Origin of the sequence: Vreelandella populi, assembly GCF_003989825.1 — a bacterium.
Lineage (GTDB): Bacteria > Pseudomonadota > Gammaproteobacteria > Pseudomonadales > Halomonadaceae > Vreelandella > Vreelandella populi.
This window is the reverse complement of sequence record NZ_RZHE01000015.1, coordinates 440595-466723: the sequence shown is the minus strand read 5'-3', so window position 1 is coordinate 466723 and position 26129 is coordinate 440595. Positions and strand designations below refer to the sequence as shown.

The following is a 26129-nucleotide window of genomic DNA, read 5'->3' as shown; positions in this document are numbered from 1 at the left end:
CTTCTTAGCTAACCATCACTCAACGGGTAGAAAACGCTCAATGGCATGGCGCACCGACGGCAGCATGATGGCTTGCTGCTCCATGAGTTCACGCACCAGCGCCGGGAGTTCAGGAATCGTTTTTTGCTGATGCGCTTGTGCCGCGATACGTGCACACGTATCGGGGTCGGCATCCTTTGGAATATCAATACCCAGCGCGGTTAGTCGCGCTCGAAAATCATCACCATCAATCAGTTCGACAATCATCATGACGGCATCCTCTCACGTGTTGGCCGTTTGGCCTGCCAGTGTACCCATAACCTGCTGCCAATAGCTTGAGCGACGCGGCAATAGCTATGTCAGTGTCGGTTTTAAACAACTGCACTGGCGCGTATCGCCTAAGAATTCAAATGGCCGTACTCGGCGTATTGCTCGTCTCGAAAAATAACAACGAGGATAACCTATGGACCATGATGATCCCGTCCTGACTCCCGGTCAGGATAACAAGCAGGTCATGGGGCTGGATTTTCATAACCCCGTCTTTCCACTTTCCGCTCTCGCCATTCTGCTGTTCATTCTTTACGCGCTGGTCTATCCGGATGCCGCGAATACCCATCTGGGGGTTGCCAAGAACTGGTCGATCGAGCATTTCGACTGGCTGTTCATGATTGCGGGCAATGTTTTTGTGGTGTTCTGTCTATTGTTGATTTGTTTGCCACTTGGACGGATACGCCTGGGCGGCGTTGATGCGAAGCCGGAATACTCGCGCACCTCCTGGTTTGCCATGCTGTTTGCCGCAGGCATGGGTATCGGTCTGATGTTCTGGAGCGTCGCGGAGCCGGTGGCCTATTATACCGATTGGTACGGCACGCCCCTGAATATTCCTGCGAATACGCCGGAAGGCGCTAGCGCCGCGATGGGCGCGACCATGTTCCATTGGGGCCTGCATCCTTGGGCGATTTATGGCGTAGTGGCACTTTCGCTGGCCTTCTTTTCCTATAACAAAGGTCTACCGCTTACGTTGCGCTCCGCCTTTTATCCGATTCTGGGCGAGCGCACCCGCGGCTGGGCGGGTCATATCATCGATATTCTTGCCGTACTGGCGACCATTTTTGGTCTGGCGACCTCGCTCGGCTTTGGCGCTACCCAGGCGTCCAGCGGGCTTGCCTACCTGTTCGATATTCCCAACACCATTGGTACGCAGCTGGCGATTATTGTAGTGGTCACGGTGATTGCGCTCATTTCGGTATGGCGAGGAATCGACGGCGGTTTGAAGCTGTTCTCGAATATCAACATGATCATAGCGGCGGTGCTGCTTCTGTTCGTGGTGGTAGCAGGGCCGACGCTGATGATTCTGACCGGTATTGGTACCACCGCAGTGGACTATGTAAGCCATATCTTGCCGCTTTCGAACTGGATTGGCCGCGACGATGACGTTTGGTATCACGGCTGGACCATTTTCTACTGGGCGTGGTGGATCTCATGGTCACCGTTTGTGGGCATGTTTATCGCTCGTGTATCGCGGGGGCGTACGGTTCGTGAATTTCTTATTGCTGTGCTGCTGGTGCCGACGCTGGTCACGCTGGTATGGATGAGCGCCTTTGGCGGTACGGCGCTCTTTCAGGCCACTAACGGCGTGGGTGAGTTGGCCAACGGCATTAGCGACGTCTCCCTTGCCATGTTCCATATGCTCGAGCAGCTGCCGTTAACCGGCATTACTTCAACGCTTGCGATTGTTTTGGTGCTGGTGTTCTTTATTACCTCTTCGGACTCCGGCTCGCTGGTGATCGACAGCATCACCGCCGGCGGCAAGACCGATGCACCCAAAGGCCAGCGGGTGTTCTGGGCCGCGCTTGAAGGCGTGATTGCCGGCGTGCTGCTGTACGGTGGGGGGAGCGCTGCGCTTAGCGCGCTTCAGGCGGGTGCGGTGGCTACGGGACTACCCTTCACGCTGGTTCTCTTGTTAATGTGTTTTAGCCTTTACAAGGGGCTTCATAAGGAGTGGAACCAGCTCAACGCACTACCCAGAGCTGTGGGGTAATCAACCCTTCTGCTGTTTTCGGGGCGCCCATAGGCTGGCGCCCCTTCTGGCTAACCTACAGGTTGTCGTAAATACTGCCGGGCATGCCGCTGATAACAATGAACGTAATAGCGTAGCGTTGCACCATGGCTAAACAATATTAATAACCTTACGGCTATTCCAATGATTTACACTTTCGCAATACTGCTCAGTCTGGTTGGCTATTTTGTTATCGGGCACCTGGCCGGACGGCGCGTCAAAGGCCTGGATGATTATTTGGTGGCCGGTCGCAATGCGCCCACGTTTTTTATCCTGGGTACGCTGGTGGCAAGCTATTTGAGTACTAGCGCGTTTCTTGGTGAAACGGGCTTTGCCTATCAAGGCTATCCGTTTGTCATGCTGATTTTTGCCGCAATCAGCACCTCGGGCTGCCTGTTGGGCGCACTGGTATTTGGACGTTACCTGCGGCGTAGCGGGGCCAGAACCGTGCCGGAGTTTTTCGGCAAGCGCTTTGCCTCGCGCCGCGTTCAGGTGATTGCTGGGCTGACCACCATCATCGGCTTGGGCGCTTACCTGCTGGGCGTAATGCAGGGCGCGGGCATCATGTTCTCCGAGCTTACCGGTATGCCCTACTGGGTCGGTTTGGTATTGGTGTGGGCGACCTACACCGGCTTTATTCTCTATTCGGGCTCGCCCGGTGTCATGCTCACCGATACGATCATGTTCGTGATCTTCTCGCTGGCAGCGCTGGGGGGGGCGATTTACGTGATTCAGGATCTGGGCGGTTGGAGCGGGGTGGTTGAAGGACTGCTTACGCAAACTGATAAGCCAGGTATTGCACTTTGGCACGGTGTGCTCGAAGGCCCAGAGGCCAGTTTCTCCTCGCCCGGTGAAGCACTTACCTGGGGGCTGACGCTGGGTCTGGTGTGGGCGGCGGTGCTGGCGGCAAGCCCTTGGCAGTCCAGCCGTTATCTGATGGCGCGCAACGAGCATGTGGTGATGCGCTCGGCCATGCTGACGGCGGTGGCATTGGCTATTTTCTACGCGTTGATGATGATGACCGGCGCGGCGATCAATCTGTACGATCCTCAGCTTGATCCTGAACGCTCGATGATCTGGGTGGCGCTCAACGTGCTGCCGACTTGGCTTGGCGTGGTCATTTTGACCGGCGTGTTCGCCGCGGGGCTGTCGTCCTGCTCGACGTTTCTGTCGATTATCGGCTTTAGCCTTTCCAACGATATTCTTGCCGCATCAAAAGATGACGCCTCGGCGATGCGCAAGAGCCGCATGGCGGTACTGGGCGCGGGTTTGATTGCGCTGCTGCTGGCGCTATTCCAACCGCCGGCGGTCATGTCAGTGGTCTGGTTTGCCGCCACGCTGTTTGCTTCTTCCTGGGGGCCGGTAGCGTTGATGAGTATCTGGAGCAAACGAATCACCGCTACGGGTGCCAGCTGGGGGCTGGCAGTTGGATTTATGGGCAATGTGGCCTTGTCGATGATGATTCAGGCCGAATGGCTCAGCCTGCCGGTGTATTTGCACCCGGTGCTGTTGAGCACTTTGATGGCGCTTGTCGCGATCATGCTGGCCTCCCGGATGACCCGCGTGAGCCAGGCCGAGAAAGAGTACCGGGCGTTTCTGCATACATTCGATGCCCAAGCGGTCAGCGGTTGGGTGTCCGGCACCCGCTGGTTCGCGATATGCACCATGCTTTCTGGTGCGGCCATCGGGGTGTTTTTGTGGCAGCAGTACGCGGTGACTCTGGCCGGGTTTGCCGCGCAGTTTAATGTGGATGCCAATGCCGTGCAGGGCGGCTACGCTCTGGCGATTGGCTGTGGCAGCATGTTATTGATGGCTGGGGCAGTGGGCTTCTGGGTGGTTCGCCCTCGCCAACAGAAGGCATTAGCCGCGCGCATGACCAGCTAGTCGGGGTAGCCATTCATCGGCTGTCAGGCTTAACCGCTCGCCCATTGGGCGGGCGGTTATCTTTTTTGCCAACCGGGAGACAATGTAATGCCGGTAAGTCCTTACCAACGCGGTCTGCTTATGGTGATACTGGGCGTGGTGTTTCTCAGCTTCGATGGTCTGCTGATTCGCCTGGCTGATACCGATGGGTGGACCATCGTGTTCTGGCGCGGCTTTCTGATGTTCAGCGTGCTGGGCCTGTTGTGCCTTGCAGGCAATCGGCTGGTCAGGCTGCGCGCCAATCCATTCTCCTCGCTGGTCTCGGCAATACTGCTGGGGCTGATTTCAGCGCTCTTCGTACTTGCGGTGATGAACGCCAACGTAGCCAATGTGGTGGTGATCCTTAGCACCGCGCCTCTGTTCGCTGCGCTGTTTTCACGGGTGTTTCTCAAAGAGCGTGTCGCCTTGCGAACGCTGGTGGCAATTGCCATCTGCATGCTGGGCATGAGCCTGGTCTTTATGGGCGAGGGCGCCAAGGGGATGCTGGTGGGTAATCTGTACGCCCTGGCCGCGGCTCTGGCGATCGGGGGCAACCTGACGGTGCTGCGTCGTTATCCAGATATTGACCGTATCGTGGTGATTGCCGGCGGGGGCTTGCTTTCTGCGGCCATCGCATTGCCCTTGGCCGCGCCGTTTTCGCTGGATGTCCCGCGCTACGGCGTACTCGCTGTAATGGGGCTTATCCAGATGCCGCTGGCTACCGTGCTGATCAATAGCGCTACCCGCTACCTGCCGTCCACAGAAGTGGCGCTTTTCTACCTGGTAGAAACCGCGCTGGGCACGCTGTGGGTGTGGTGGCTGCTGGGCGAGGAGCCTACGGTTTCGACGTTGGCGGGTGGGGCGGTGGTCATTACCGTGCTGATCGTGCACGCGGGCATTGGTCTGCACCGGGAAAGGCAGCGTCTGCGGCTCTACCCGGGGTTTGTGGGGAAGTAGCGTTAAATCCAACAAGCAATGCCATAAAGCTTGTTTGAATAGCGTTTGTGCGCTCAAAAGTATAGTCGCTGGAGGGCGCGGGTAACCCGTAGCGGGGTGCTTTCGCCATCATGGCGCCCCCGCGTAGGGTTGCCCGCGCCCGGCGCCGGATCCGTGCTGTCTAGTGACGTACGTCGGCCCACCTAAAAGATGGGCCGACGTGGTTTCAAGGCAATCCGATGAGGCGACTAACGCAGTACCCCTTCCTCCTTGAGCAGCTTGAAGATCGCTTCGGCGCCCTGTTCCGGGGTGACATCAGAAAGCGTTTGCCCACTGCCGCCGTCGGCCTTGGCGGCGGCCGCCTTGAAGCGGTCGCGCGCCGAGGAGGATTTGACGATCTTGAGCCGCTTGGGCCGCTTGCGAGCCGGCTGAACCTGCCACGCGGCGAGCGCTTCGTCGATTTCGCTTGTCGCATCAAGGTGTTCGAACGCGCCTCGTTTGGCCGGACCGAAGGCGCTCTGACGTGCGGCGGGGGCGCTGCTGTCCACGGTGGCAATCGCCGGCAGGCGAATGCGCAGGCGGCGGCGTTTGCCGCGCGGCAGGGCTTGTAGCACCGTAGCCATGCCTTGTTCGACCTTTTCGACTGCCGCCAGGCCGGTGATGATCGGCCAGCCCAAAGCTTCGGCTAGAAGGTAGGGCAGCACGCCCGAAGCTTCGCCGGTTTCGGCGCGCGTGCCGGTCAATACCAGCTGCGGGGCGCCTGTGCGTAGTGCATTGGCCAGCGCTGGCACGACATCGGCCTGGGATTGCTGCTGGATCAGGCTGACGGTATCGATCCCCATACCTAGATAGCCGCGAATGGCTTCTTCGTGCTCGTGCTCCTGCTGGCCGGCGTGCAGCAGGCTGACCGAGGCGCCTTCCAGGGTCAAGGCCATTTCCACTGCCCGGGCGTCCTGGTCGGCGCGACGCGTGCGCGCGGTCAGCGGGTGGCGCCCGATGGAGACCAGGACGGCCACGTTCAGCCCGACAGACGCTGTTGACTTGGCATTATGCGGCATCGCGATTCTCCTGCTGCTCAAAGCGGTACTGCTCGACGCGTTTCACCAATGCAGCAAGCACCGCACTGGCATCACCGATCACGGCAAGATCGGCGCGCTTGACCATGTCGCAGCCTTCGTCGAGGTTGATGGCCACCACCTTGTCGCAGCTCTGAATGCCCTGCAGGTGTTGAATGGCGCCGGAGATTCCCACCGCCACGTAGACCCGGGCAGAGACCCAGGTGCCGGTGGCACCCACCTGGCGGTCACGGGGCATGTAGCCGTCGTCCACCGCCACCCGCGATGCCCCCTTTGTGGCGCCGAGCACGTCGGCGGCGTAGTGATAGCTGTCCCAATCTTTGACGCCGTTACCTGCCGAGAGGATAAATTCAGCTTCAGCGAGCGATACGCTGGCCGGGTCAACCGCCACTTCGCCCATGTCCTCAATACGTCCGAGCACATCGGGAAGCCCATTTGAAAGCTTGATCGGCTCAGCCGCGTGGCGGGTTTCGCTGACCGGGTCGGCGCACTCGGCCAGGGCCAATACGATACGGGGCAGAGTGCGGCTAATATCATTTCTACCCGCCGCGCCGCGTGCGGTACAGCGCCAGCCGGTCGCGCTTTCAGCATCTGCCTCGACCTGCCAGACCTGAGCGGCCGGGCGCTCGCCAAGTCGCGCGGCGAGGCGCCGGCCTAGCTCGCCGCCGACGTTGGAGTCGGGCAGCAGCCAGTAGCGGGGCGCCATTTCACGATCCACGCCCTGCAGGGTAGCGACGCTAAGCTCCGGCAGATAGCCCGAGAAGCGCTCGCCCTCCAAGTGCATTAACCGGTCAATGCCTGCCTCGCCAAAGGTGGTTTCTTTATGTTCGCCAAAGACGATCGCCAGCACGGCGCCTGGCTGGGCCGGATCAGCGTCGGCCAACTGGCGAGCAAGTCCAAGTAAATCGCGATCATGGGATGAAAGACGCCCACCAGCCATATCCGGCACCACCGCGATCATAAATGCTGGCGTATCGATAGCCACGTGTCGCCGTGCATCCTTGGCTTCAACGCTGCGTCCCGGAGCCTGAGCTGCCTGCTGGGCGCCGCTACGATCAATACGCCGAATGCCGTTGGGACCTATAAAACCGACCGCATGCGGGTTGCGGCGCATTACGCCGTTAGGCCCCATCCATTCATTGGCCACCGCGCCACCACCTAGTTCGGCCAGCACTTCAAGGTGCTGTGGGTGCAGGCGGTTGCGGGCGATCCACTCTTTTCGCGGGTCACGACGAACAAGTTCGCTCATGGCATTACCTCCTCGGCGGTACGCGACACGGTTGGAGCCGCCTTGCTTTGGGTCGCCTTTTCGTCAGGCATTTTGATGATCAAAGCATCGGCGACCAGTTCGGCGATATCCTTGATATCGGCGCGGGGTTCCACCACGCCTTCGAGCATGGCGGTACACTGCGGGCAGCCCACCGCGACCAGGTCAGCACCGGTTTCGCGAACATCTTCCATACGCATATCGGGAATCCGCTGCTTACCAGGGATATCGGTAATCGGCGCGCCGCCGCCACCGCCGCAGCAGCGCGAGCGATAGCCGGAGCGGACCATCTCTTTTACTTCGATGCCGAGTGCACGGAGCACGTCCCGTGGCGCTTCATATTCACCGTTGTAGCGGCCGAGATAACAGGGGTCGTGGTAGGTTACGCTGCCGCCTTTCCAGGCCTTGAAGGTGAGCTTACCGGCGACCACCAGCTCGTTGATATAGGTACTGTGGTGCTGCACATGGTAGTCGGCGGGCGCCTCCGGCGTTCCAAGCTCGCCGTACTCGTTTTTCAGCACGTGGAAGCTGTGCGGGTCGCAGGTGACGATGCGCGAAAAGCGGTAATGGCTGAGCGTTCTGATATTGCGTTTGGCCAGGCTCTGGAAGGTGGCTTCATCACCCAGGCGCCGGGCCACGTCGCCGCTGTCGCGCTCCTCGGTACCCAGCACGGCAAAGTCGACGTTAGCGGCGCGCAGCACGCTAATAAAGGCGCGCAGGGTGCGCTGGTTGCGCATGTCGAAGACGCCGTCGCCCAGCCATAACAACACATCCGCCTCGCGCTTGTCCGCCATTAAAGGCAGGTTCAAGTCCGCTGCCCAGTGCAGGCGCGAGTCAGGATCAAAGCCGCCCGGGTTGTCCGTGGCAATCAGGTTATCCAGCACTTCGGCGCCCTTGTTGGGCGTGTTGCCGTGCTCAAGCGTCAGGAAACGGCGCATGTCAACGATGGCATCGACGTGCTCGATCATCATCGGGCACTCTTCAACGCAGGCGCGGCAAGTGGTGCACGACCACAGCGTTTCGGCATCTACCAGCGCGCCGCCCGCACGATTCACAATCGGCCCGTGGGGCGTACCAGCATGCTCGCCCACCGGCTTGCCGGGGTAGGGCGAGCCGTAGTAGTGGGCATCGCTGCCGCCAGCCATGCCGACCACCATGTCCTGAATCAGTTTTTTCGGGTTGAGCGGCTGGCCAGCGGCAAAGGCCGGGCACATGGCTTCGCAGCGACCGCACTGTACGCAGGCGTCAAAACCCAGCAACTGGTTCCAGGTGAAGTCAGCGGGCTTTTCCACGCCGAGCTTGGCGCTGTCGTCGTCAAGCGCCAGCGCTTTCAGGCCGGTGGAGCGATGCTCACCGCCCGTGCCGTCGGAAAAGCGCTCGGGGCGGCGGTGAAAAGCGAGGTGCAGGGCGCCGGCGAAGGCGTGCTTCATCGGCCCGCCCCAGGTCATGCCGAAGAACATCTCGCCAAGCCCCCAGACGATGATGGCCGCCAGCACGAACGCGGCGATCCAGCCCACGCCACTCTGGAGAATGCCTTCCGGCAGGATCCCGGCGGTGGGCAGTGTCACCACGAACATGCCGATCGAGAAGGCCATTAGGCTCTTGGGCAGGCGCATCCACGGGCCCTTGGAGAGCCGTGAGGGCGGCGGGCTGCGCCGTTTGGCGACCAGCAGGCTGCCTATGAACATGCTGATGGTGGCGGCCAGAAGCACCCAGGCAAGAATCGTGCTGTTCAGGCCAAAGCCGTGAACCACGATAGCCAGTAACGCGGCCAGCACAAAGCCGCCGGCAGTGGCCACGTGGGTGTGTGAAATGTACTTGTCCCGCTCGACGACGTGGTGCAGGTCGACCAGGTAGCGTCTGGGTACCTGCATCAACCCTTTGATTACGGGAACGGAAGAGGGGCGCCCCTGGCGCCACAGGCGCACCCGGCGCACGGCACCGATGGCGGCAAGCGCGAGCGCAGAAAACAGCAGAATCGGCAGAAGGGTATCAAGCATGGCGTCTCTCCTCTCAGAGACACCGTAAGTACAAAACGTCATGAGCCGTGCGGCCCATGACGTTCAGCTTACAGCGTTATTGTCAGAAGTCCTTGCAAAGCCGCAGCGCATCGTAGATGGCCGCATGCGTGTTGCGTGGCGCCGTGCAGTCACCCAGACGGAACAGCGCGAAGCCATCGCCGGTCTCTTGTAGGCAGGGCTGGGGCTTGATCGCGTAGAGCGCTTCGAGATCCATCTGGCCTTTGTTACGCGACTGCTCCTTGAGGCTGTAATAGAGCGCTTCATCCGGGCGAACGCCGTTTTCAACCACCACCTGATCCACCACTCGCTCCTCCAGCGCGCCGGTGTACTCGTTTTCGAGCACTGCGACTAGCGAATCGCCTTCGCGGTAGACCTTATGCAGCGCGAGATCCGAGGTCATGATGACTTCTTTGTCGTACAGGCTGCGGTAGTAAGTGGGGAAGGTCGTGCCCCCTACCGCCGCACCTGGCTTGATATCGTCGGTAACGATCTCGACTTTTGATCCCTTGTCGGCCAGGTAGTCCGCCGCGGAAACGCCGGAAAACTCGCAGATGGTGTCAAAGATCAGCACGTTTTTGCCTGGCGCCACCGTACCGTTGAGAATGTCCCAGGTACTGACCACAAGGCTCTTGTCTTTATCGCTGTCGTAACCCCATTCCGGCACCTGCGAAAGGAACGGTTGCCCGCCGGTGGCCAGAATCACCACATCCGGGCGCAGGTCCTGGATGGTTGCCTCATCGGCCCTGGTGCCCAGGCGCTGATCCACCTCAAGACGGTTGAGCTCAAGCTGATACCAGCGTGTGATACCGGCAATCTGGTCACGTTGGGGCGCTTTGGATGCGATGGTGATCTGGCCGCCGATCTGCTCGTTGGCTTCGAAAAGCGTCACGTCGTGGCCACGCTCGGCGCATACCCGCGCCGCTTCCATACCCGCCGGGCCACCGCCCACGACGACCACCTTGCGTTTGGGGCCTTCGCTCTTCTCGATGATGTGCGGCAGGCCCATGTACTCGCGTGAGGTTGCGGCGTTCTGGATGCACAGCACGTCGAGGCCCTGATACTGGCGATCGATGCAGTAGTTGGCACCCACGCATTGCTTGATCTGATCGATCTGGCCCATCTTGATCTTGGCGATCAGGTGCGGGTCGGCGATGTGGGCGCGGGTCATGCCGACCAGGTCCACGTAGCCGCCTTCCAGAATACGCTGTGCCTGGTTGGGGTCCTTGATGTTCTGGGCGTGAATGACTGGAACGTTGACCACTTCCTTGATGCCGGAGGCTAGGTGCAGGAAGGGCTCCGGCGGAAATGACATGTTGGGAATGACGTTGGCGAGCGTATTGTGGGTATCGCAGCCCGAGCCCACCACCCCGAAATAATCAACCATGCCAGTGGCATCGTAATACGCGGCGATCTGCTTCATGTCCTCGTGGGTCAGGCCGTCTGGGTGGAACTCGTCGCCGGTGATGCGCATGCCCACCACGAAATCGTCGCCCACCTCGGCGCGTACGGCCTTGAGCACCTCCATGCCAAAGCGCATGCGGTTCTCAAAGCTGCCACCCCATTCGTCGGTACGCTTGTTGACCCGCGGGCTCCAGAACTGGTCGATCAAATGCTGGTGCACGGCGGAGAGCTCGACGCCGTCCAGGCCGCCTTCCTTCGCCCGGCGTGCGGCCTGGGTGAAGTCGTAGATGATGCGGTGAATCTCTTCGACCTCGATGGTCTTGCAGGTCGAACGGTGAACCGGCTCGCGGATGCCCGACGGCGAAACCAGCGTCGACCAGTCGTAGCCATCCCAGCGCGAGCGACGGCCCATATGGGTGATCTGGATCATGATCTTGCCACCGTGCTTGTGCACGGCGTCGGCCAAATTCTGAAAGTGCGGGATGATGCGGTCGGTCGAGAGGTTGACCGAGCTCCACCAGCCTTGGGGGCTGTCGATGGAAACGATCGACGAGCCGCCACAGATGCACAAGCCACAGCCGCCCTTGGCTTTCTCTTCGTAGTATTTGACGTAGCGGTCCGTGGTCATGCCACCGTCGGTAGCGTAGACCTCGGCGTGAGCCGTACTGACCACACGGTTACGAATGGTCTGGCTGCCGATCTGGATCGGCTTGAACAGTGCCTCGAATGCCATGGCGACGATCCTCAGTTCTCGGGCGTGACAACAAACAGGCCGTACTCACAGCCTTCTTCGGCGCCGCTTTGGGTCTGCTCGGCGACCGTGCGCATCTCGCTTCCCCGCGCCGCCAGAATCTGGTCCATGGCCCCGGCGAACCAGCCGGTGAACATGTACTCGATCTTGCGGTTCACCTTGCCCATCTGATAGACAAACGCGCTGTGTTCGAGGCGCACGCGGGCGGTGCCAGCATCCAGGTCGATGTCTTCGGTGATGAAGATGCCCCAGCCGCGCTGGGAGAGGCGCTTCATGTAGTGCTCGAACACGTCTACGCCTTCCAGGCCGTGGAGCTCGGCCTCTTTCTCGCACCAGTGCCAGGCGCTCTTGTAGCCGGCGTGGTAGAGAATTTCGGCATATTTTTCAGCACCCAGCGCCTCTTCAATGGCGACGTGGTTATTGATGAAGAAGTGGCGCGGAACGTACAGCATCGGTAGGGCATCGCTCGTCCAGATACCGGTTTCGCTGTCGACTTCAATCGGGAGTTCGGGGGCGGTCGTGGTCACGGTCGTATTCCTTGCACTTATAGTTGTTCAAAAATAAATTCTAAAAAAAACAGGTGGTTAAAAATCGTCGGGGTATCGAGCTTATTCGCCCCACACGTCCTTCAGGGTGCGCACCCAGTTCTCGCCCATGATTTTCCTGACCTGGGACTCGCTCAGGCCACGCTTTAAAAGCGCTTCTGTCAGGTTGGGGAATTCGCCGATAGTGCGGATGCCCTCCGGGTTGATGATCTTGCCGAAGCTGGTCAGGCGGCGGGCGTAGCCCTTGTCGTGGGTCAGCCACTCGAAGAAGTTCTGGTCGTGGCCCTGGGTGAAGTCGGTGCCGATACCGATGGCGTCCTCACCGACGATGTTCATGATGTACTCGATCGCCTCAACGTAGTCGTCGATGGTGGAGTCGACGCCCTTCTTGAGAAACGGGGTGAACATGGTCACGCCGACAAAGCCGCCGTGGTCGGCGATGAACTTGAGCTCCGCGTCGGACTTGTTGCGCGGGTGCTCCTTAAGCCCTGACGGCAGGCAGTGGGAGTAGCACACCGGCTTCTTGGATTCGAGGATGACTTCTTCAGACGTCTTGGCACCCACATGGGAGAGATCGCACAACATGCCCACGCGGTTCATCTCAGAAACGATCTCGCGGCCAAATCCGGACAAGCCGCCGTCGCGCTCGTAGCAGCCGGTGCCTACTAGGTTCTGGGTGTTGTAGCACATCTGCACGATGCCCACGCCGAGCTGCTTAAAGATCTCGACGTAGCCGATCTGGTCTTCAAAGGCGTGGGCGTTCTGGAAGCCGAAGATGATGCCGGTCTTGCCCTCTTCCTTGGCGCGGGTGATATCACGCGTGGTGCGCACCGGGCGTACCAGGTCGCTGCACTCTGCCATCAGCTTGTTGGAGGCGACGATGTTATCCACCGTTGCCTTGAACCCCTCCCAGACCGAGACGGTGCAGTTGGCCGCGGTCAGGCCGCCCCGGCGCATGTCTTCTAGAAGCTCGCGGTTCCATTTGGCGATGATCAGACCGTCTATGACGATGGCGTCTTGGTGTAATTCAGCAGGGGTCATAACGAGGCTCCGGAATTGTTTATGTGAGGAGCATAGCGCTGAGGTGGTGTCGGTCTGCGCTTGGAAACGACGACGGAAATTCCAAAAGCGTCATCGCGGGAAATGCCTGTGTGGGAAGCCTGGCGAAGAGATAAGGAAAGCGGTACAAAAAAAGAGCCGCCTTACGGCAGCTCTCTAATTAGCGAGGATAAACCTGTCAGGCGAGGGGGACGCTGGCAAAGGTGGGTTCGCCCTGGGCGTAGGCAAGGGCTAGCAGGGCGCTTGAGGCCGGTTCGTTGCTGGCAGGTTCTGCACCCCAATGCTTGAGCAGGGGCGGTATTTTTTCCGACGCTTTCTGACGCGTATGGATGCCCAGGCGCTCATCGCGCGGGGGGATGCCAAAGCATTCGCGGTAGCACTTGGAAAAGTGCGGCGTGGAAACAAAACCGCATACCGAGGCGATCTCGATGATCGAGAGAGGTGTCTGCTTGAGCAGTTGGCGCGCCCTGACCAGGCGCAGCTTGAGATAGTACCGGGACGGCGAGCAATGCAGGTACCGCTGGAACAGCCGCTCCAGCTGGCGGCGGGAAACATCGACGTAACTTGCCAGCTCGTCGAGCTCAAGCGGCTCTTCGAGATTGGATTCCATTAGGGCGACAATTTCCAGCAGCTTGGGCTGCGTCGTGCCCAGCACATGTTTTAACGGCACGCGCTGCTGATCCTGTTCGTTGCGCATGCGCTCGTAGACGAACATTTCAGAAATACCCGCTGAGAGCTCCTTGCCATGATCGTGGGCGATCAGGTTGAGCATCATATCCAGCGGCGCCGTGCCGCCTGAGGCCGTGAAGCGGTCACGGTCGATGGAGAACAGCCGCGTCGTCAGCACGATTTTCGGGAAAGCCTCTTGAATGGAGGCTAGGCACTCCCAATGAATGCTGGTTTCATAATGGTCCAACAAACCCGCCTGACCCAGCGCCCAGCTACCGGTACAGATAGCTCCCAGGCGTCGTAGTTGGCGCGACTGAGCCTGCAACCACTGGATGTGCTCGCGGCTAACGCTGTGCTGCGGGGCGACCCCGCCACACACGACAACCCAGTCAAGCGAAAGCGGCGCATGGATCGAGGCGTCCGGCGTCACATTGAGGCCGTCGCTGGCGCGAACCGGTGAGCCATCCTGGGTCAGGGTATACCAGCGGTAAAGCTCGCGGCCAGCCAGCTGGTTGGCCATGCGCAAAGGCTCAATCGCTGACGCCAGCGAGATGAGGGTGAAGTTGTCCAACAGCAGAAAACCGAGGGTTTGGGGTACGTTCGAGTGACCTACTGCGGTTGGGTTTTTTACTTGATTGATGGTCATGGTCTTTACCTCTATCACCTAAACGTCATTGGTTTTCTTTTTATTATCGTCCTACGTCGCTGGCGTCTTGTTTTTGAGTCCCTGCGCTAGATACATGCTGCTTGTCTGCATATTGGCACGAATGACACTTATACTGACAAAGCAATCTGAAAAGCAATTAAGCAGATGTCGCAAACAGAACATTGGGAGTCGCCATTGAAGCGATTAATGGGGTCGTAAGACGGGCATCGGTAATGAATGAAACGTTCGTTTCATGGGTAAACGACATGTTAATAAGTCATTAAACCCAAAGGTTTTACATTCACGAATGCTATAAGCTAATAAGCTAAGTAAAGAAAGGAGATATCAATGGCCAAGTTTATCAAGGAATTTCGAGAGTTTGCCGTTAAAGGCAACGTCATCGACATGGCGGTGGGGATTATCATTGGCGGCGCTTTTACACTGATTGTGCAAAGTCTTGTCAGGGATGTCATGAACCCGGTGATCGGCCTGCTGGTGGGCGGAATTGATTTCTCCAACCTGTTTGTTGTGCTGCGTGAAGGGGCCGCGTCTGGCCCTTATCCAACGCTTGCCGCTGCCCAGGCTGCCGGCGCGGTCACGCTGAATCTCGGATTGTTCTTAAACGCCGTGGTGAGTTTTACGATCGTAGCATTTGTCGTCTTTATGCTGGTCAGAACGATCAACCGATTAAAGCGTGAAGAAGTGGAAGCACCCAAGAGCCCGGTCGAGAAGCCTTGCCCGTACTGCTTTATGGTAGTGCCTATCAAAGCCACCCGCTGCGGGCACTGCACGTCAGAATTACCCTTGCCCACGGAAGCTGAGCAGCAATCTCTCAAGGCAGCATCGTCGCCATCCTAGTAGCGATGCTTCGCAAAAAAGGGTGCCCCGAGGGGCGCCCTTTTTTTGGCTTTCGTTAAGCGTTAAGCGCGTTTTTTAGCCGCTTTCGTATCAGGAACTTGGCTGTCACTGGCATCGCTAGGTTGGGGTAGCGACGGCAGCGACTTGGCAAGCATTTCCACGCTATGGCGGTAGTAAAGCTGGCTCTTGTTGTGCTCGCCCAGGCTTGCATACAGGCGGGCAAGCTCGGCACACACTTCGCCACTGGGGCGCTGACGCTGGCTGGCTTCGAAGTACTCCAGCGCTTTCTCCCACTTGCCGGTACGCAGCGAGAGACGACCGCAAGTCAGCAGCAGTTCGGGGTCATTAGGACGCTCCTGCAGCCATTTCTCGGCCTTGGCCAGCTGGCGTGCCGCGTGCACATTCAACAGGCCGTAACGTTTGACCAGACGGGCATCCCAGTGATGGTCCAACGAGTGGTTGAGCAGGCGCTCGGCAATGGCTTCTTCATTAGCCTGGAGTAGCGCGTCGGTATACAGCACGATCAGTTCGGTATTACCGCGTAGATACTCGGGCATATCCGCCCAAAGGCTGCGAACCCGCTCGATATTGCTAGGGTTCTTGGCTTCAAACAGGATCAACTCGCGGTAGGCCTTGAACTCAAGCTGCTCGCGCTCCTGCGGGGCAATCAGCTTTTGTGCGGCCAGGCGCGGCAGCAGCCAGCGCAAACCTTCCCAGTCGTTGACGCTCAGGTGCACCTGCTTGAGCAGTTTCAGCACCTGTGGGTGATCGTTGAGCTTTTTATCCAGGCGGTTGAGGATCGCCAGCGCCTCTTCAGGCTGCTGACGGTCAATCATCAGCTGCGCCTGCATCAAGCCGATAGCGGTGTCGGCGCCTTCGGTGCTGAGCTGGGCCTGGTTAAGGTGCTCCTGAGACTTGGTGTGGTTACCCTGGTAATGCGCGGCCAGCGCAGCCGAGAGATAGTTGACCAGTGGCGTGCTGGAGTCATCAGCCGCGTGCACCAGGGTCTTTTCGGCCTTTTTCCAGCGCCCTTCGGTCAACGCGACCAGGCCGCGCACGGTACGCTTCATGGCGCGGCGGTTACGGGCACGACTGTTCCAGGTACGAAAACGCCCTACAGGACGGATAATGCCGCTAAGCAGGCGCAGGGCAAAGTGCACCACGATAAACGCCGCCAGTAGCAGGATCAGGCCGAACCAAAAAGAGGTCTGAATCGAGGTGTCACCTACCCGGATTAGCCAGTAGCCGGGCACCGACATCATCAGGTGCCCGAACAGGGCGCCTACGGCCAGACCCGCTACCAGCAGGAGGATGAGTTTTCTCATGCATCACCTCCCTCTTCGCCATTCTGCTGGCGCGACCGGAAGCGGTTTTCGATAAAACTGGTCATGGCCTGCTGGGAAGCGCTGATATCCGGAAGCTCGGGCTCAATCTCGGCCTGCTTGAGCTCCTGAAGGCGCTCGATCACGCTTTGAGTCGCATCACGTTCAACGTCGTAGTAGCCATTAATCAGTTCAAGCGCCTTGTCGATACTGGCTTCATAAAGCGGCTGCTCCTCTTTGAGCAGGGCAAGCTGGGCCTGCTCAAGAATCAGGCGCAGGCTCTGGCGCAGGTAAGATTCCTGCTCCGGGGTTACCAGGGTTTCCATGGCTTCATCGTGGTGGCGGATCATCACCAAGTCTTTCAGCTCTTCGCCAAAGCGCGCCAGCTGGCGCTGAAAAGTACCGGTAGGCGGCTGCTCGATGCCGGACGTAACGGCACGCTCTTCGATTTCCTGGGAAAGACGCAGGCCCGCCACGCGCTCCTGCTGAGCATTAAGCGCTAGATACAGGCCGGTACGATCAACGCGCGGTACGCCATCCAGCGCGGCAAGTTCGCTGGCAATCTCACGACGCACGGGTGTCAAGGCCGGGTTATCGGCATCTGCCAGGCGGGCATCGGCGGTGCGCAGCAGGGCTGCGGCGCCATCTACATCGCCCTCAAGCTGCAGGCGCTGGTTGGCCAGGCGCAGCAGGTAGGCGGCTTCGGCGTGGAGCCAGTCACGGTCGTCGGTGTCCTGAGCCTGGGAGAGCTGGTTGAGCACGTCATCCAGCGTGCTATTGACGTCACTGCGATAGCTATCCAGCTCGCCGCGCAGTTCTTCCAGTGTGCCTTCAAGCGCTTGCGCGCGCTCGCTTTCGCTGCTTTCAAAGCGTGACTCAAGATCGCTTACCGCTTGCTGGCTGGCGCTACCTTCGGCCTGCTGGCTCAGCTCATTGATACGCTGCTGCTGGCTGTCCAGGCGCTGCCACCCCTGCCAGGCCACAATAATCAGCGCAACGGCCAGCACGAGTACCAGCACGAGCGCTAACAGTCCGCCTTTACCGCCGCTGCGCTTGCCGCCACCGTTGGGCGGGGTGGAAGAGGAGCCGTTACCGCTGCCAGGAGGTGTGTTTTTTGCCGTTGAAGTGCTGCCCGGCGTTGCTGTGGACGTGGTGCTGGTGGCTGACGGTTTGCTCGCGCCGGGCGTCGCTGAACTGGATGCCGCTGGGCTGTCTGCTGGTGAGCTGGAAGCAGAGGCATTGCCAGAGGCGCCAGAAGCAGGTTCGGCACGCGAGGGCTCTGTGCTGGAAGATACGGCACTGGAAGTCACGGTGTCTGCTGGCGCCGTTGAACGGGAGGTTGGCGAAGTGGACGATGCCTGGCCTTGGCCACCGCCTTTACCGCGCCGCCGAGAACGCCCGTTCTTGGTGGAGCCATTGGTCTGCTGTGAACTGGACGGCTGTGAAGTGGCCGGACTGGCTGACGTGCTGCTTTCTTCCGTGCCGGAGGTTGGAGGGGTTGAGGCTGACGCGGCAGTATCATCCGGCTTGACGCTGTCGTGAGACGCATCGGCGGACGTTTTTTGTACGTCTTCCTGATCGTTTGGTTGTTTGCTCATCTGTCGCTAGCCCTTAATTAAGTTCCTTGATCGACATCGGCACCCTTAGGGTTGCAGGACCTTTTCAACGAGGCTGCCAGGGCAGCCGGCGTTGCTCCCGACGCCACCTTGAGGTCACAAAAACCCAGTGTACCGGCCAGTGTAGCTAAACGGTGACTGGAAACGATTAGCGGTTGGTTCAACGCTGCCTGATCACACCATTTTGCCAGATGTTCAAGCAGTTCGCCGCTGGTGACGATTAACGCCCGGTAATCGCCTGTTGCAAGACGTGCCTGCATAGCGGCAGAAGGCGGCCTGAAAACGCGCCGATACACAGCAATACGCGTTACCTGGGCGCCACGCTCAAGTAGCGTGTCGGCCAAGAGCGTACGTCCGCCTTCGCCAGCGACCAGCAATATTTGCTGGTGCGTCACATCTCTGAGCGAGGCGAGCGATAAAAGCGCCTCACTGGTGTTTTCGCCGTGTTCATTTTCAACCCCTTTTTGTCCAGAGGCAGCGGGGGGGATGCGCACCCGAACACCTAACTGGTCAAAAAGAATGTCTGCCGTGGCGCTTCCCACGCTGTAATAATCAATGCCGACCGGCAGCTGTGGCCAGTAGCGGTCTAGTGCATCACCCAGGCACTGGGCCGCAAACGGACTGACCACGATCACCTTGTCATACTGGTCGATATCTAGCCAGACGCTGCGCATGGTGGGGTCTTCGGGCAGGGCTTCAAGAGCCATGACCTCCATAGACTCAACTGGTGTGCCCGTGGCACGCAAGGCATTGGCCAGCGTCTCGCCGCGCTCGCCGGGGCGGCAGATCAGAACCGGCTGCGTCATACGTTATTGCCGTACACCTCGGCCAGAATATCGCCCGCGCCCTGATCAAGCAGATCCTCGGCAATGCGGATGCCCAGCGCCTCGGGCTCATGGATCGAACCGCTGCCTTCGGCGCGCAGCACTTCGGTGCCTTCTGGGTTACCCACCAGCCCGCGCAGCCAGATCGTCTCATTGGCCTTGTCGAGCACCGCAAATCCTGCGATAGGTACTTGGCAACCACCTTCAAGGCGCGTGTTCATGGCGCGCTCTGCGCGTACACGGGTGGCAGTGTCCGGGTCATCCAGCGGTGCCAGCAGGTTGATCAGCTCGGGGTCGTGAAGACGGCACTCAATACCCAGGGCCCCCTGACCGCAGGCAGGCAGGCAGACTTCCGGGGCAAGCGCTTGAGCAATGCGTTCATCCAGGCCCAGACGCTTCAAACCGGACGTGGCCAGAATGATAGCGTCGAACTCGCCACTGTCGAGTTTGGCCAGTCGGGTCTGCACGTTGCCGCGCAGGTTAAGAATTTCCAGATCGGGGCGGATTTCGCGAAGTTGCAAACCGCGGCGCAGGCTGGCGGTACCGATCTTGGCGCCTTCGGGCAATTCATCGATGCTTTTGTAATGGTTGGATACGAAAGCATCGGTGGGGTCGGCGCCTTCCAGAATTACCGAAAGGCCCAGGCCTTCCGGGAAAAGCATCGGCACATCTTTCATTGAGTGCACGGCGATATCCGCCCGGCCGTCCAGCATGGCGTCTTCCAGCTCCTTAACAAACAGCCCCTTGCCGCCAATCTTGGAAAGTGGAGTATCGAGAATCTTGTCGCCCTTGGTGGAGAGCGCAACCAGTTCGACCTCCAAACCTTCGTGTACCGCCATCAAGCGGTCGCGAACGTGTTCGGCTTGCCACATGGCCAGCTGGCTTTTTCGCGTGGCGATACGCAGTTTGGTGATGGATGACACGTTATTCTCCCTTTGCCGCTGACGCGGCGCGTCAAGCTATGATGGTCTCATCATAAAGCACCTGAGCACACAGTAAAAATCAGCGGCTTTATTTAAGATAAGTACCAAACGGTTTAAATGCCACTGAGAGAAAACGCCGGCCTTTTGAACTCAAGCAATCCAGGCAAGGACTCTGTTACACTTTCCGCTATCGACTCTTTTGTTTTGTCAGCAGGATATGCCTCCGATGAGCCAAGCTACGAATCAGTCCTGGGGCGGTCGCTTCAGCGAGCCCACCGATGCCTTTGTTGCGCGCTTTACCGCGTCTGTCACCTTTGACCAGCGCCTCGCGCGTCAGGATATTCAGGGCTCGATTGCCCATGCCACGATGCTTGCCCGCGTGGGCGTGCTTACCGACGAAGAACGCGACGCGATTATTAACGGTTTGACCGAGATTCAGGGTGAAATCGAGCGTGGTGAATTTAACTGGTCGGTACCCCTTGAAGACGTGCACATGAACATCGAAGCGCGCCTGACCGACAAGATCGGCATCACCGGCAAGAAACTCCACACCGGGCGTTCGCGCAACGACCAGGTGGCCACCGACATCCGCCTGTTCATGCGCGATGAAATTGACGTCATCGAGGTGGAGCTGAAACGCCTGCGTGAAGGCATGATCGAGCTTGCCGACCGCGAAGCCGATACCATCATGCCGGGCTTTACTCACTTGCAGACCGCCCAGCCAGTGACCTTTGGCCATCACCTGCTGGCCTGGCAGGAAATGCTCGCTCGCGACCACGAGCGTCTGCTGGACTGCCGCAAACGCGTTAACGTGCTGCCTTTGGGTGCCGCGGCGCTGGCGGGTACTACCTACCCGATTGACCGCCACGTGACTGCCGAGCTTCTGGGCTTTGAGCGTCCGGCGGAAAACTCGCTGGATGCCGTGTCGGATCGCGACTTTGCGATTGAATTCACAAGTTTCGCCAGCATCCTGATGATGCACCTGTCGCGCATGAGCGAAGAGCTTGTGCTGTGGACCAGCGCCCAGTTCGACTTTATCGACCTGCCTGACCGCTTCTGCACCGGCTCCTCGATCATGCCACAGAAGAAAAACCCCGACGTGCCGGAACTGGTGCGTGGCAAGACAGGCCGGGTTTATGGTCATCTGATGGGCCTTCTGACGCTGATGAAATCGCAGCCGCTGGCCTACAACAAGGATAACCAGGAAGATAAAGAGCCGCTGTTTGATGCCGTGGATACGGTGCGCGACTGTCTGAAAGCCTTCGCCGACATGGTGCCCGCCATCGAGCCGAAAAAGGACAGCATGTATGAAGCGGCGCGGCGCGGGTTCTCTACCGCCACCGACCTTGCCGACTACCTGGTTCGCAAAGGTGTGGCCTTCCGCGATGCCCACGAGATTGTCGGCCAGTCAGTGGCTTACGGATTGACGTCCAAGAAGGATCTGTCGGAAATGAGCCTGGAAGAGCTTCAGCAGTTCTCGACGATCATTGAGCAGGACGTGTTTGACGTCTTGACCCTTGAAGGCTCAGTGGCGGCACGTAACCATATCGGCGGTACCGCGCCTGATCAGGTACGCGCTGCCGCCCAGCGGGCTCGCGAGGCGCTTGCAACGCTCCAGGGGCAGGTATGAAAGGCGCAGACATGAAAACGCTGGCATGTATTGCGCTTATCGCGCTATTGGTGGCCGGTTGCGGTCAGAAAGGACCGCTTTACCTCCCCGACGATAATTCGCCCGAAAGCGGCGCTGCCGAACAGGCTGGGTAAGCGGCTGCAGGAGACAGGTTCATGGATCACTTTAACTATCGCGACGGCGTGCTCTACGCCGAAGACGTGCCGCTCTCGCAGATTGCCGCAGAGCACGGCACGCCCTGTTACGTCTACTCCAAGGCAACGTTTGAGCGCCATTTCCGCGCCTATACCGAAGCCTTGGGCAGCCACCCGCACCTGATTTGCTACGCGGTAAAAGCCAACTCCAACCTCGCCGTGCTGGGCTTGCTGGCTCGGCTCGGCGCTGGGTTTGACATTGTCTCAGTAGGCGAGCTTGAGCGTGTGCTGGCCGCTGGCGGCGACCCCACCAAGGTGGTGTTCTCAGGCGTTGCCAAGCAGCCCCATGAGATGGCCCGCGCCCTTGAGGTGGGTATCAAGTGCTTCAACGTGGAGTCGCGCCCGGAGCTTGAGCGCTTGAACGCCGTGGCGGGTGAGCTGGGTAAAGTCGCCCCGGTTTCGCTACGCGTGAACCCGGATGTGGACGCCGGCACTCACCCGTATATCTCCACGGGGCTCAAGGACAACAAGTTCGGCATTGCGGTGGATGATGCGCTTGATGTCTACGCCCTGGCGGCCAGCCTGCCCAACCTTCGGGTTACCGGGATGGATTGTCATATCGGCTCGCAGCTGACCGAAACCGCACCGTTTCTGGATGCCCTGGAGCGCCTGCTGGTGCTCATGGAGCGCCTGCGCGAATGCGGTATCGAGATCGACCATCTGGATCTGGGTGGCGGCCTGGGGGTTACCTACCGGGATGAGACGCCCCCGCAGCCCTTTGACTACGCCAGCAAGCTGTTGACGCGCCTGTCACGCTGGGAAGGCGGTGAGAAGCTTACGCTGCTGTTCGAACCCGGCCGCTCGATTGCCGCCAACGCAGGTGTGATGTTGACCCGGGTCGAGTTTCTGAAGCCCGGTGAAACCAAGAACTTCGCCATTGTTGATGCGGCCATGAACGACTTGATTCGCCCGGCACTGTATCAGGCGTGGCAGGCCATCGTGCCGGTGGATACGCGCAATGCACGGCAAAGCGCCACGTATGATGTGGTCGGGCCGGTCTGCGAAACCGGCGATTTCCTGGGTAAAGAGCGCGAACTGGCGATTGCCGAGGGTGATCTTCTAGCCGTGCGCTCGGCCGGGGCTTACGGTTTCGTGATGGCCTCGAACTACAACAGCCGCCCACGACCCGCCGAGCTGATGGTCGATGGCGATACCTGTCATGTGGTACGTGCCCGGGAAACCGTGCAAAGCCTTTGGGCGGGTGAAGCGCTGCTGCCCGAAGGAGCGCGCTGATGCTTTTGCACTTCACCAAGATGCATGGCCTGGGCAACGACTTCATGGTCGTGGACCTGGTGACCCAGCGTGCCCGGCTGCGTGAAGAACAGATTCGCCAGCTGGGTGACCGTCGCTTCGGAATCGGCTTTGATCAACTATTGATTGTCGAGCCGCCCCTCGACCCAGAAATGGACTTTCGCTACCGCATTTTTAACGCCGACGGCAGTGAAGTGGAAAATTGCGGTAACGGTGCGCGCTGCTTTGCGCGTTTTGTTCGCGACCAGCGCCTGACTCATAAACACGAAATTCATGTGGAAACCGCCGGTGGCCCGCTGGTGCTGAATGTTCAGCACGATGGCCTGGTGCGGGTGGACATGGGCCAGCCGCGCTTTAGCCCGGCGGCGCTACCCTTTGAAGCTGAGGGCGACCAGCCGCTACATACGCTGGAAGTAGATGGTGAAACGCTCAAGGTGGGCGTGGTGTCCATGGGCAACCCCCACGCCGTGTTGCAAGTGGAGAGCGTTGAGCATGCCCCCGTTGAACGCCTTGGCCCGCTGGTTGAAGCGCATCCGCGTTTTCCCAAACGGGTCAATGTCGGCTTTATGCAGGTGCTGTCGCCTAGCCAGATCCGTCTTCGGGTATTTGAACGTGGCAGTGGCGAAACCCTTGCCTGCGGTACCGGCGCGTGTGCGGCGGTGGCCAGCGGTATTCGCCAGGGCTTATTAAAAAGCCCGGTGAGCGTGCACCTGCCCGGTGGCGAGCTAACCATCGAGTGGCCGGACCCGGAGGCATCGCTGATCATGGTCGGCCCTGCCACGCGGGTCTTTGACGGCCGCGTCGCACTAAATTGATTGATGGACGCGTTTAACTGATTCAAGGAGTACGGCGATGTCTCAAGCCCCTGAACCGCGCAAGACGCTCGATCCAGACCAGGTAGCATTTTGGCTTGCCCGTCATCCCGATTTTTTTGTTGGTCGTGAAGGATTGCTGCAGCAGCTTAAAGTCCCCCATCCGCATATTGATGGCGCGGTCTCGCTGCTTGAACGGCTGGTGCTGGATCTGCGCCAGAGAGCGGAAACGGCGGAAGATCGCCTAGAGCATCTGCTGGAAACCGCCCGGCACAACGAAGCCCAATACCGGCGCCTGCGCGAAACCCTTGTGGCGCTGGTCGAGGCTGATAACCGTGACGCCCTGGCCCAGGCCCTGGCCACTCAGTTGAATGAGCGTTTTGATACGCCAGCCATGGCGCTGTGGTGCCCGGCCACGCTAAGCGACAGTGAACCGGCGCTGCCTCAGCCGCCGCGTCACGTATTGGATCAGCACGCCAGCGCGCGCCTTGCTGCTTTGCTGGATGGCAAGACCAGCCGCTGTGCCAAGCTGAGCGTTAGCGACTGGAAATGCCTGTTGCCGCACACCAAGCCCCCGCGCAAGGCGGGCTCCTGCGCCATTTCGCGGCTTTCAGCAGGAGAGTCGCTGGGCTATCTGCTGCTTGCCAGTCCCAACCCGGAAAGCTATCGCGCCAGCATGGATACACTATTTACCGAGTATCTGGGCGATATCGTGGCGCGACTGCTGATTCGTCTGGAACAGCATGGCTGAGTCGGCACTGGCAGCCTCGGTGGCAAGTTATCTCGATGCGTTGGCCCGTCATGCAAGCCCGGCTACCGTGGCGGCCTATCAGCAGGACCTGAGCGCTCTGTGCCGGTTTGCCGAGCAGCGCGAGGTGCACGACCCGGCAGCTCTGGATACCGCGCTGCTGCGCACCTTCCTGGGGGCTGAGCGCAGCCGCGGGCTTGGGGCACGTAGCCTGGCCCGCCGCCGGGCTGCGCTTTCCCGGTTTGCCGACTATCTCATCAAGCAGGGTATTCTGGCCGATAACCCGGTGGGGCTTCTACGCACGCCCAAGCAGCCTAGCCACCTGCCACGCCCGGTAGATGTCGATGCGCTGGCCCAGTTTCTGGACAGCCCTCATGACGGCTCGCCCCTGGCGGTGCGCGATCAGGCAATGCTCGAGCTTTTCTACTCCAGCGGGCTACGCCTGGCGGAGCTTGCCGCGCTTGATCTCCACGACTTGCAGGCAAGCCGCGTGCGTGTGATCGGCAAGGGCAGCAAGCCGCGTCAGGTACCCGTCGGGCGACGTGCCCAGCAGGCGCTGGCCGACTGGCTGACCTGCCGGGCCGGCATGGCGGTGGACGCTGAAACCGCGCTGTTTGTCGGGCAGCAGGGCCGCCGTCTAGGCCACAGGGCCATCCAGAAGCGCCTTGCTCAGCTCTCGATTACTCGAGGTCTGCCTGAGCATCTGCACCCGCACCGGCTGCGCCACTCCTTTGCCAGCCATCTGCTCGAATCCAGCCAGGATCTGCGCGCGGTGCAAGAGCTTTTGGGCCACGCCAATCTTTCCACCACGCAGGTGTATACACGGCTGGACTGGCAGCACCTTGCCACCAGCTACGACGCCGCCCACCCACGTGCCAAACGCGGTCTATCCGGAAGCAAACCATGACAGCACTGCAAGCCATCACCTTTGATCTAGACGATACGCTTTGGGACAACCACGGCGTCATGCTGCGCACGGAAGAGGGCCACTACGCGTGGCTGCTGGAAGCGCTTGGCATGTGGCGCGCCACGCGCCAGGAGGCGCCGCTTGCACTTGGCTATGAGGCGGGGTTACAGGACTACCTGGCGCGCCGCCAGCAGTTTGCCAAGGATGTGCCCGAGCGTCGCGGTGACTTCACCTGGCTGCGCCTGCGTGCTCTGGAAGCCCAGCTGGAAGCTGAAGATCTGCCGCGCAGTGCGGCTATCCTGTGGGCGGCGGCGGCCATGAACGAGTTTCATCGCCTGCGTATTCAGGTAACGCCCCACCCGGAGGCTGCCGGGTTGCTGGCGGCGCTTAGCGAACGTTATCAGCTTGCCGCCATCACCAACGGTAATATTCACTTGAAGCGCCAGCCCCTGGCGGCGTACTTTCCGGTGGCCATTGCGGCTGGCGAGTTGCTGGCTCCCAAACCGGATCACACGCCCTTTTTAACGGCACTTGCCAAGCTTGATGTGGCACCTGAGCACGCCATGCATGTAGGTGACTCCTGGGCAGAGGATATACTGCCCGCTCAGCAGCTCGGCATGCACGCGGTATGGGTCTCAAGTGATGACGATCAGGTGCTGCCGCCCCGGGTGCATCGCATTGCGCATATCAAGGAGCTGCCTGCGATACTTGAACGGCTGGACGGCTAACCTTC

24 protein-coding genes are annotated in these 26129 nt (G+C 59.9%); 12 read left to right on the top strand and 12 right to left on the bottom strand.

Annotated elements, in window-relative coordinates; genetic code table 11:
• Positions 1–15: 15 nt before the first annotated feature.
• A complete protein-coding gene (locus ELY25_RS16765) occupies positions 16–249 on the bottom strand; it encodes a hypothetical protein (protein WP_126952401.1) in 234 nt (77 codons plus the stop codon).
• Positions 250–442: 193 nt separating this feature from the next.
• On the opposite strand from ELY25_RS16765, the gene ELY25_RS16760 reads away from it, so the two are divergent.
• The 3 genes from ELY25_RS16760 (at position 443) to ELY25_RS16750 (ending at position 4897) form a co-directional block, all read left to right on the top strand.
• Entirely contained in the window at positions 443–2020 is a 1578-nt protein-coding gene (locus ELY25_RS16760; RefSeq protein ID WP_126952400.1) for a BCCT family transporter, read from the top strand.
• A 162-nt stretch (positions 2021–2182) separates the two neighbouring features.
• On the top strand, positions 2183–3922 hold the full coding sequence (locus ELY25_RS16755; protein WP_126952399.1) for a sodium:solute symporter family protein: 1740 nt from the start codon (positions 2183–2185) through the stop codon (positions 3920–3922).
• An 87-nt stretch (positions 3923–4009) separates the two neighbouring features.
• Complete coding sequence (locus ELY25_RS16750) at positions 4010–4897, top strand: DMT family transporter (protein ID WP_126952398.1); 888 nt, start codon at positions 4010–4012, stop codon at positions 4895–4897.
• Between the two features lie 227 nt (positions 4898–5124).
• On the opposite strand, the gene etfB is transcribed toward ELY25_RS16750, so the two are convergent.
• The 7 genes from etfB to gbdR form a co-directional block, all read right to left on the bottom strand.
• Complete coding sequence (gene etfB, locus ELY25_RS16745; protein ID WP_126952397.1) at positions 5125–5934, bottom strand: electron transfer flavoprotein subunit beta; 810 nt, start codon at positions 5932–5934, stop codon at positions 5125–5127.
• Complete coding sequence (gene etfA / locus ELY25_RS16740) at positions 5924–7201, bottom strand: electron transfer flavoprotein subunit alpha (protein WP_126952396.1); 1278 nt, start codon at positions 7199–7201, stop codon at positions 5924–5926. Before etfA ends, etfB begins: the two co-directional genes overlap by 11 nt.
• The gene (locus ELY25_RS16735) at positions 7198–9219 is read right to left on the bottom strand and encodes a (Fe-S)-binding protein (protein ID WP_126952395.1); all 2022 of its coding nucleotides are present in this window, start codon (positions 9217–9219) and stop codon (positions 7198–7200) included. The genes etfA and ELY25_RS16735 overlap by 4 nt, the downstream gene beginning before the upstream one ends.
• An 82-nt stretch (positions 9220–9301) precedes the next feature.
• Positions 9302–11374 (bottom strand): dimethylglycine demethylation protein DgcA, encoded by a 2073-nt coding sequence (gene dgcA, locus ELY25_RS16730; protein WP_126952394.1) that lies wholly within the window; start codon positions 11372–11374, stop codon positions 9302–9304.
• Positions 11375–11385: 11 nt separating this feature from the next.
• Positions 11386–11919 (bottom strand): DUF5943 domain-containing protein, encoded by a 534-nt coding sequence (locus ELY25_RS16725; RefSeq protein WP_126952393.1) that lies wholly within the window; start codon positions 11917–11919, stop codon positions 11386–11388.
• 81 nt (positions 11920–12000) lie between these two features.
• A complete protein-coding gene (locus ELY25_RS16720; RefSeq protein WP_126952392.1) occupies positions 12001–12978 on the bottom strand; it encodes a dipeptidase in 978 nt (325 codons plus the stop codon).
• Positions 12979–13174: 196 nt separating this feature from the next.
• On the bottom strand, positions 13175–14311 hold the full coding sequence (gbdR, locus tag ELY25_RS16715) for a choline metabolism transcriptional regulator GbdR (RefSeq protein WP_126952391.1): 1137 nt from the start codon (positions 14309–14311) through the stop codon (positions 13175–13177).
• A 348-nt stretch (positions 14312–14659) separates the two neighbouring features.
• Here gbdR and mscL point away from each other — a divergent pair, with 348 nt between their 5' ends.
• A complete protein-coding gene (mscL, locus tag ELY25_RS16710; RefSeq protein ID WP_126952390.1) occupies positions 14660–15169 on the top strand; it encodes a large-conductance mechanosensitive channel protein MscL in 510 nt (169 codons plus the stop codon).
• A 62-nt stretch (positions 15170–15231) separates the two neighbouring features.
• Here mscL and ELY25_RS16705 read toward each other — a convergent pair whose 3' ends face one another.
• Together ELY25_RS16705 and ELY25_RS17920 are read right to left on the bottom strand one after the other, a co-directional pair.
• The gene (locus ELY25_RS16705) at positions 15232–16494 is read right to left on the bottom strand and encodes a heme biosynthesis HemY N-terminal domain-containing protein (RefSeq protein ID WP_126952389.1); all 1263 of its coding nucleotides are present in this window, start codon (positions 16492–16494) and stop codon (positions 15232–15234) included.
• Positions 16491–17510: a uroporphyrinogen-III C-methyltransferase gene (locus ELY25_RS17920; RefSeq protein WP_236995758.1), complete on the bottom strand. Its 1020-nt coding sequence runs from the start codon at positions 17508–17510 to the stop codon at positions 16491–16493. The genes ELY25_RS16705 and ELY25_RS17920 overlap by 4 nt, the downstream gene beginning before the upstream one ends.
• A gap of 34 nt (positions 17511–17544) precedes the next feature.
• On the opposite strand from ELY25_RS17920, the gene ELY25_RS17915 reads away from it, so the two are divergent.
• On the top strand, positions 17545–18033 hold the full coding sequence (locus ELY25_RS17915) for a hypothetical protein (protein ID WP_221885422.1): 489 nt from the start codon (positions 17545–17547) through the stop codon (positions 18031–18033).
• A 73-nt stretch (positions 18034–18106) separates the two neighbouring features.
• Here ELY25_RS17915 and ELY25_RS16695 read toward each other — a convergent pair whose 3' ends face one another.
• Both ELY25_RS16695 and hemC read right to left on the bottom strand, forming a co-directional pair.
• Positions 18107–18913: a uroporphyrinogen-III synthase gene (locus ELY25_RS16695; protein WP_126952387.1), complete on the bottom strand. Its 807-nt coding sequence runs from the start codon at positions 18911–18913 to the stop codon at positions 18107–18109.
• Complete coding sequence (gene hemC / locus ELY25_RS16690) at positions 18910–19854, bottom strand: hydroxymethylbilane synthase (RefSeq protein ID WP_126952386.1); 945 nt, start codon at positions 19852–19854, stop codon at positions 18910–18912. Before hemC ends, ELY25_RS16695 begins: the two co-directional genes overlap by 4 nt.
• 226 nt (positions 19855–20080) lie before the next feature.
• On the opposite strand from hemC, the gene argH reads away from it, so the two are divergent.
• The 7 genes from argH to ELY25_RS16655 are packed head-to-tail and all read left to right on the top strand — an operon-like array spanning position 20081 to position 26124.
• Positions 20081–21484 (top strand): argininosuccinate lyase, encoded by a 1404-nt coding sequence (gene argH, locus ELY25_RS16685; RefSeq protein ID WP_126952385.1) that lies wholly within the window; start codon positions 20081–20083, stop codon positions 21482–21484.
• Positions 21485–21495: 11 nt separating this feature from the next.
• Complete coding sequence (gene lptM / locus ELY25_RS16680) at positions 21496–21618, top strand: LPS translocon maturation chaperone LptM (RefSeq protein ID WP_126952384.1); 123 nt, start codon at positions 21496–21498, stop codon at positions 21616–21618.
• Positions 21619–21639: 21 nt separating this feature from the next.
• A complete protein-coding gene (gene lysA, locus ELY25_RS16675) occupies positions 21640–22911 on the top strand; it encodes a diaminopimelate decarboxylase (RefSeq protein ID WP_126952383.1) in 1272 nt (423 codons plus the stop codon).
• Positions 22911–23744 (top strand): diaminopimelate epimerase, encoded by an 834-nt coding sequence (gene dapF, locus ELY25_RS16670; RefSeq protein WP_126952382.1) that lies wholly within the window; start codon positions 22911–22913, stop codon positions 23742–23744. The genes lysA and dapF overlap by 1 nt, the downstream gene beginning before the upstream one ends.
• 37 nt (positions 23745–23781) lie before the next feature.
• Entirely contained in the window at positions 23782–24492 is a 711-nt protein-coding gene (locus ELY25_RS16665) for a DUF484 family protein (RefSeq protein WP_126952381.1), read from the top strand.
• On the top strand, positions 24485–25396 hold the full coding sequence (locus ELY25_RS16660; protein ID WP_126952380.1) for a tyrosine recombinase XerC: 912 nt from the start codon (positions 24485–24487) through the stop codon (positions 25394–25396). The genes ELY25_RS16665 and ELY25_RS16660 overlap by 8 nt, the downstream gene beginning before the upstream one ends.
• Positions 25393–26124 (top strand): HAD family hydrolase, encoded by a 732-nt coding sequence (locus tag ELY25_RS16655; protein ID WP_126952379.1) that lies wholly within the window; start codon positions 25393–25395, stop codon positions 26122–26124. The genes ELY25_RS16660 and ELY25_RS16655 overlap by 4 nt, the downstream gene beginning before the upstream one ends.
• The last annotated feature ends 5 nt before the right edge of the window (positions 26125–26129 follow it).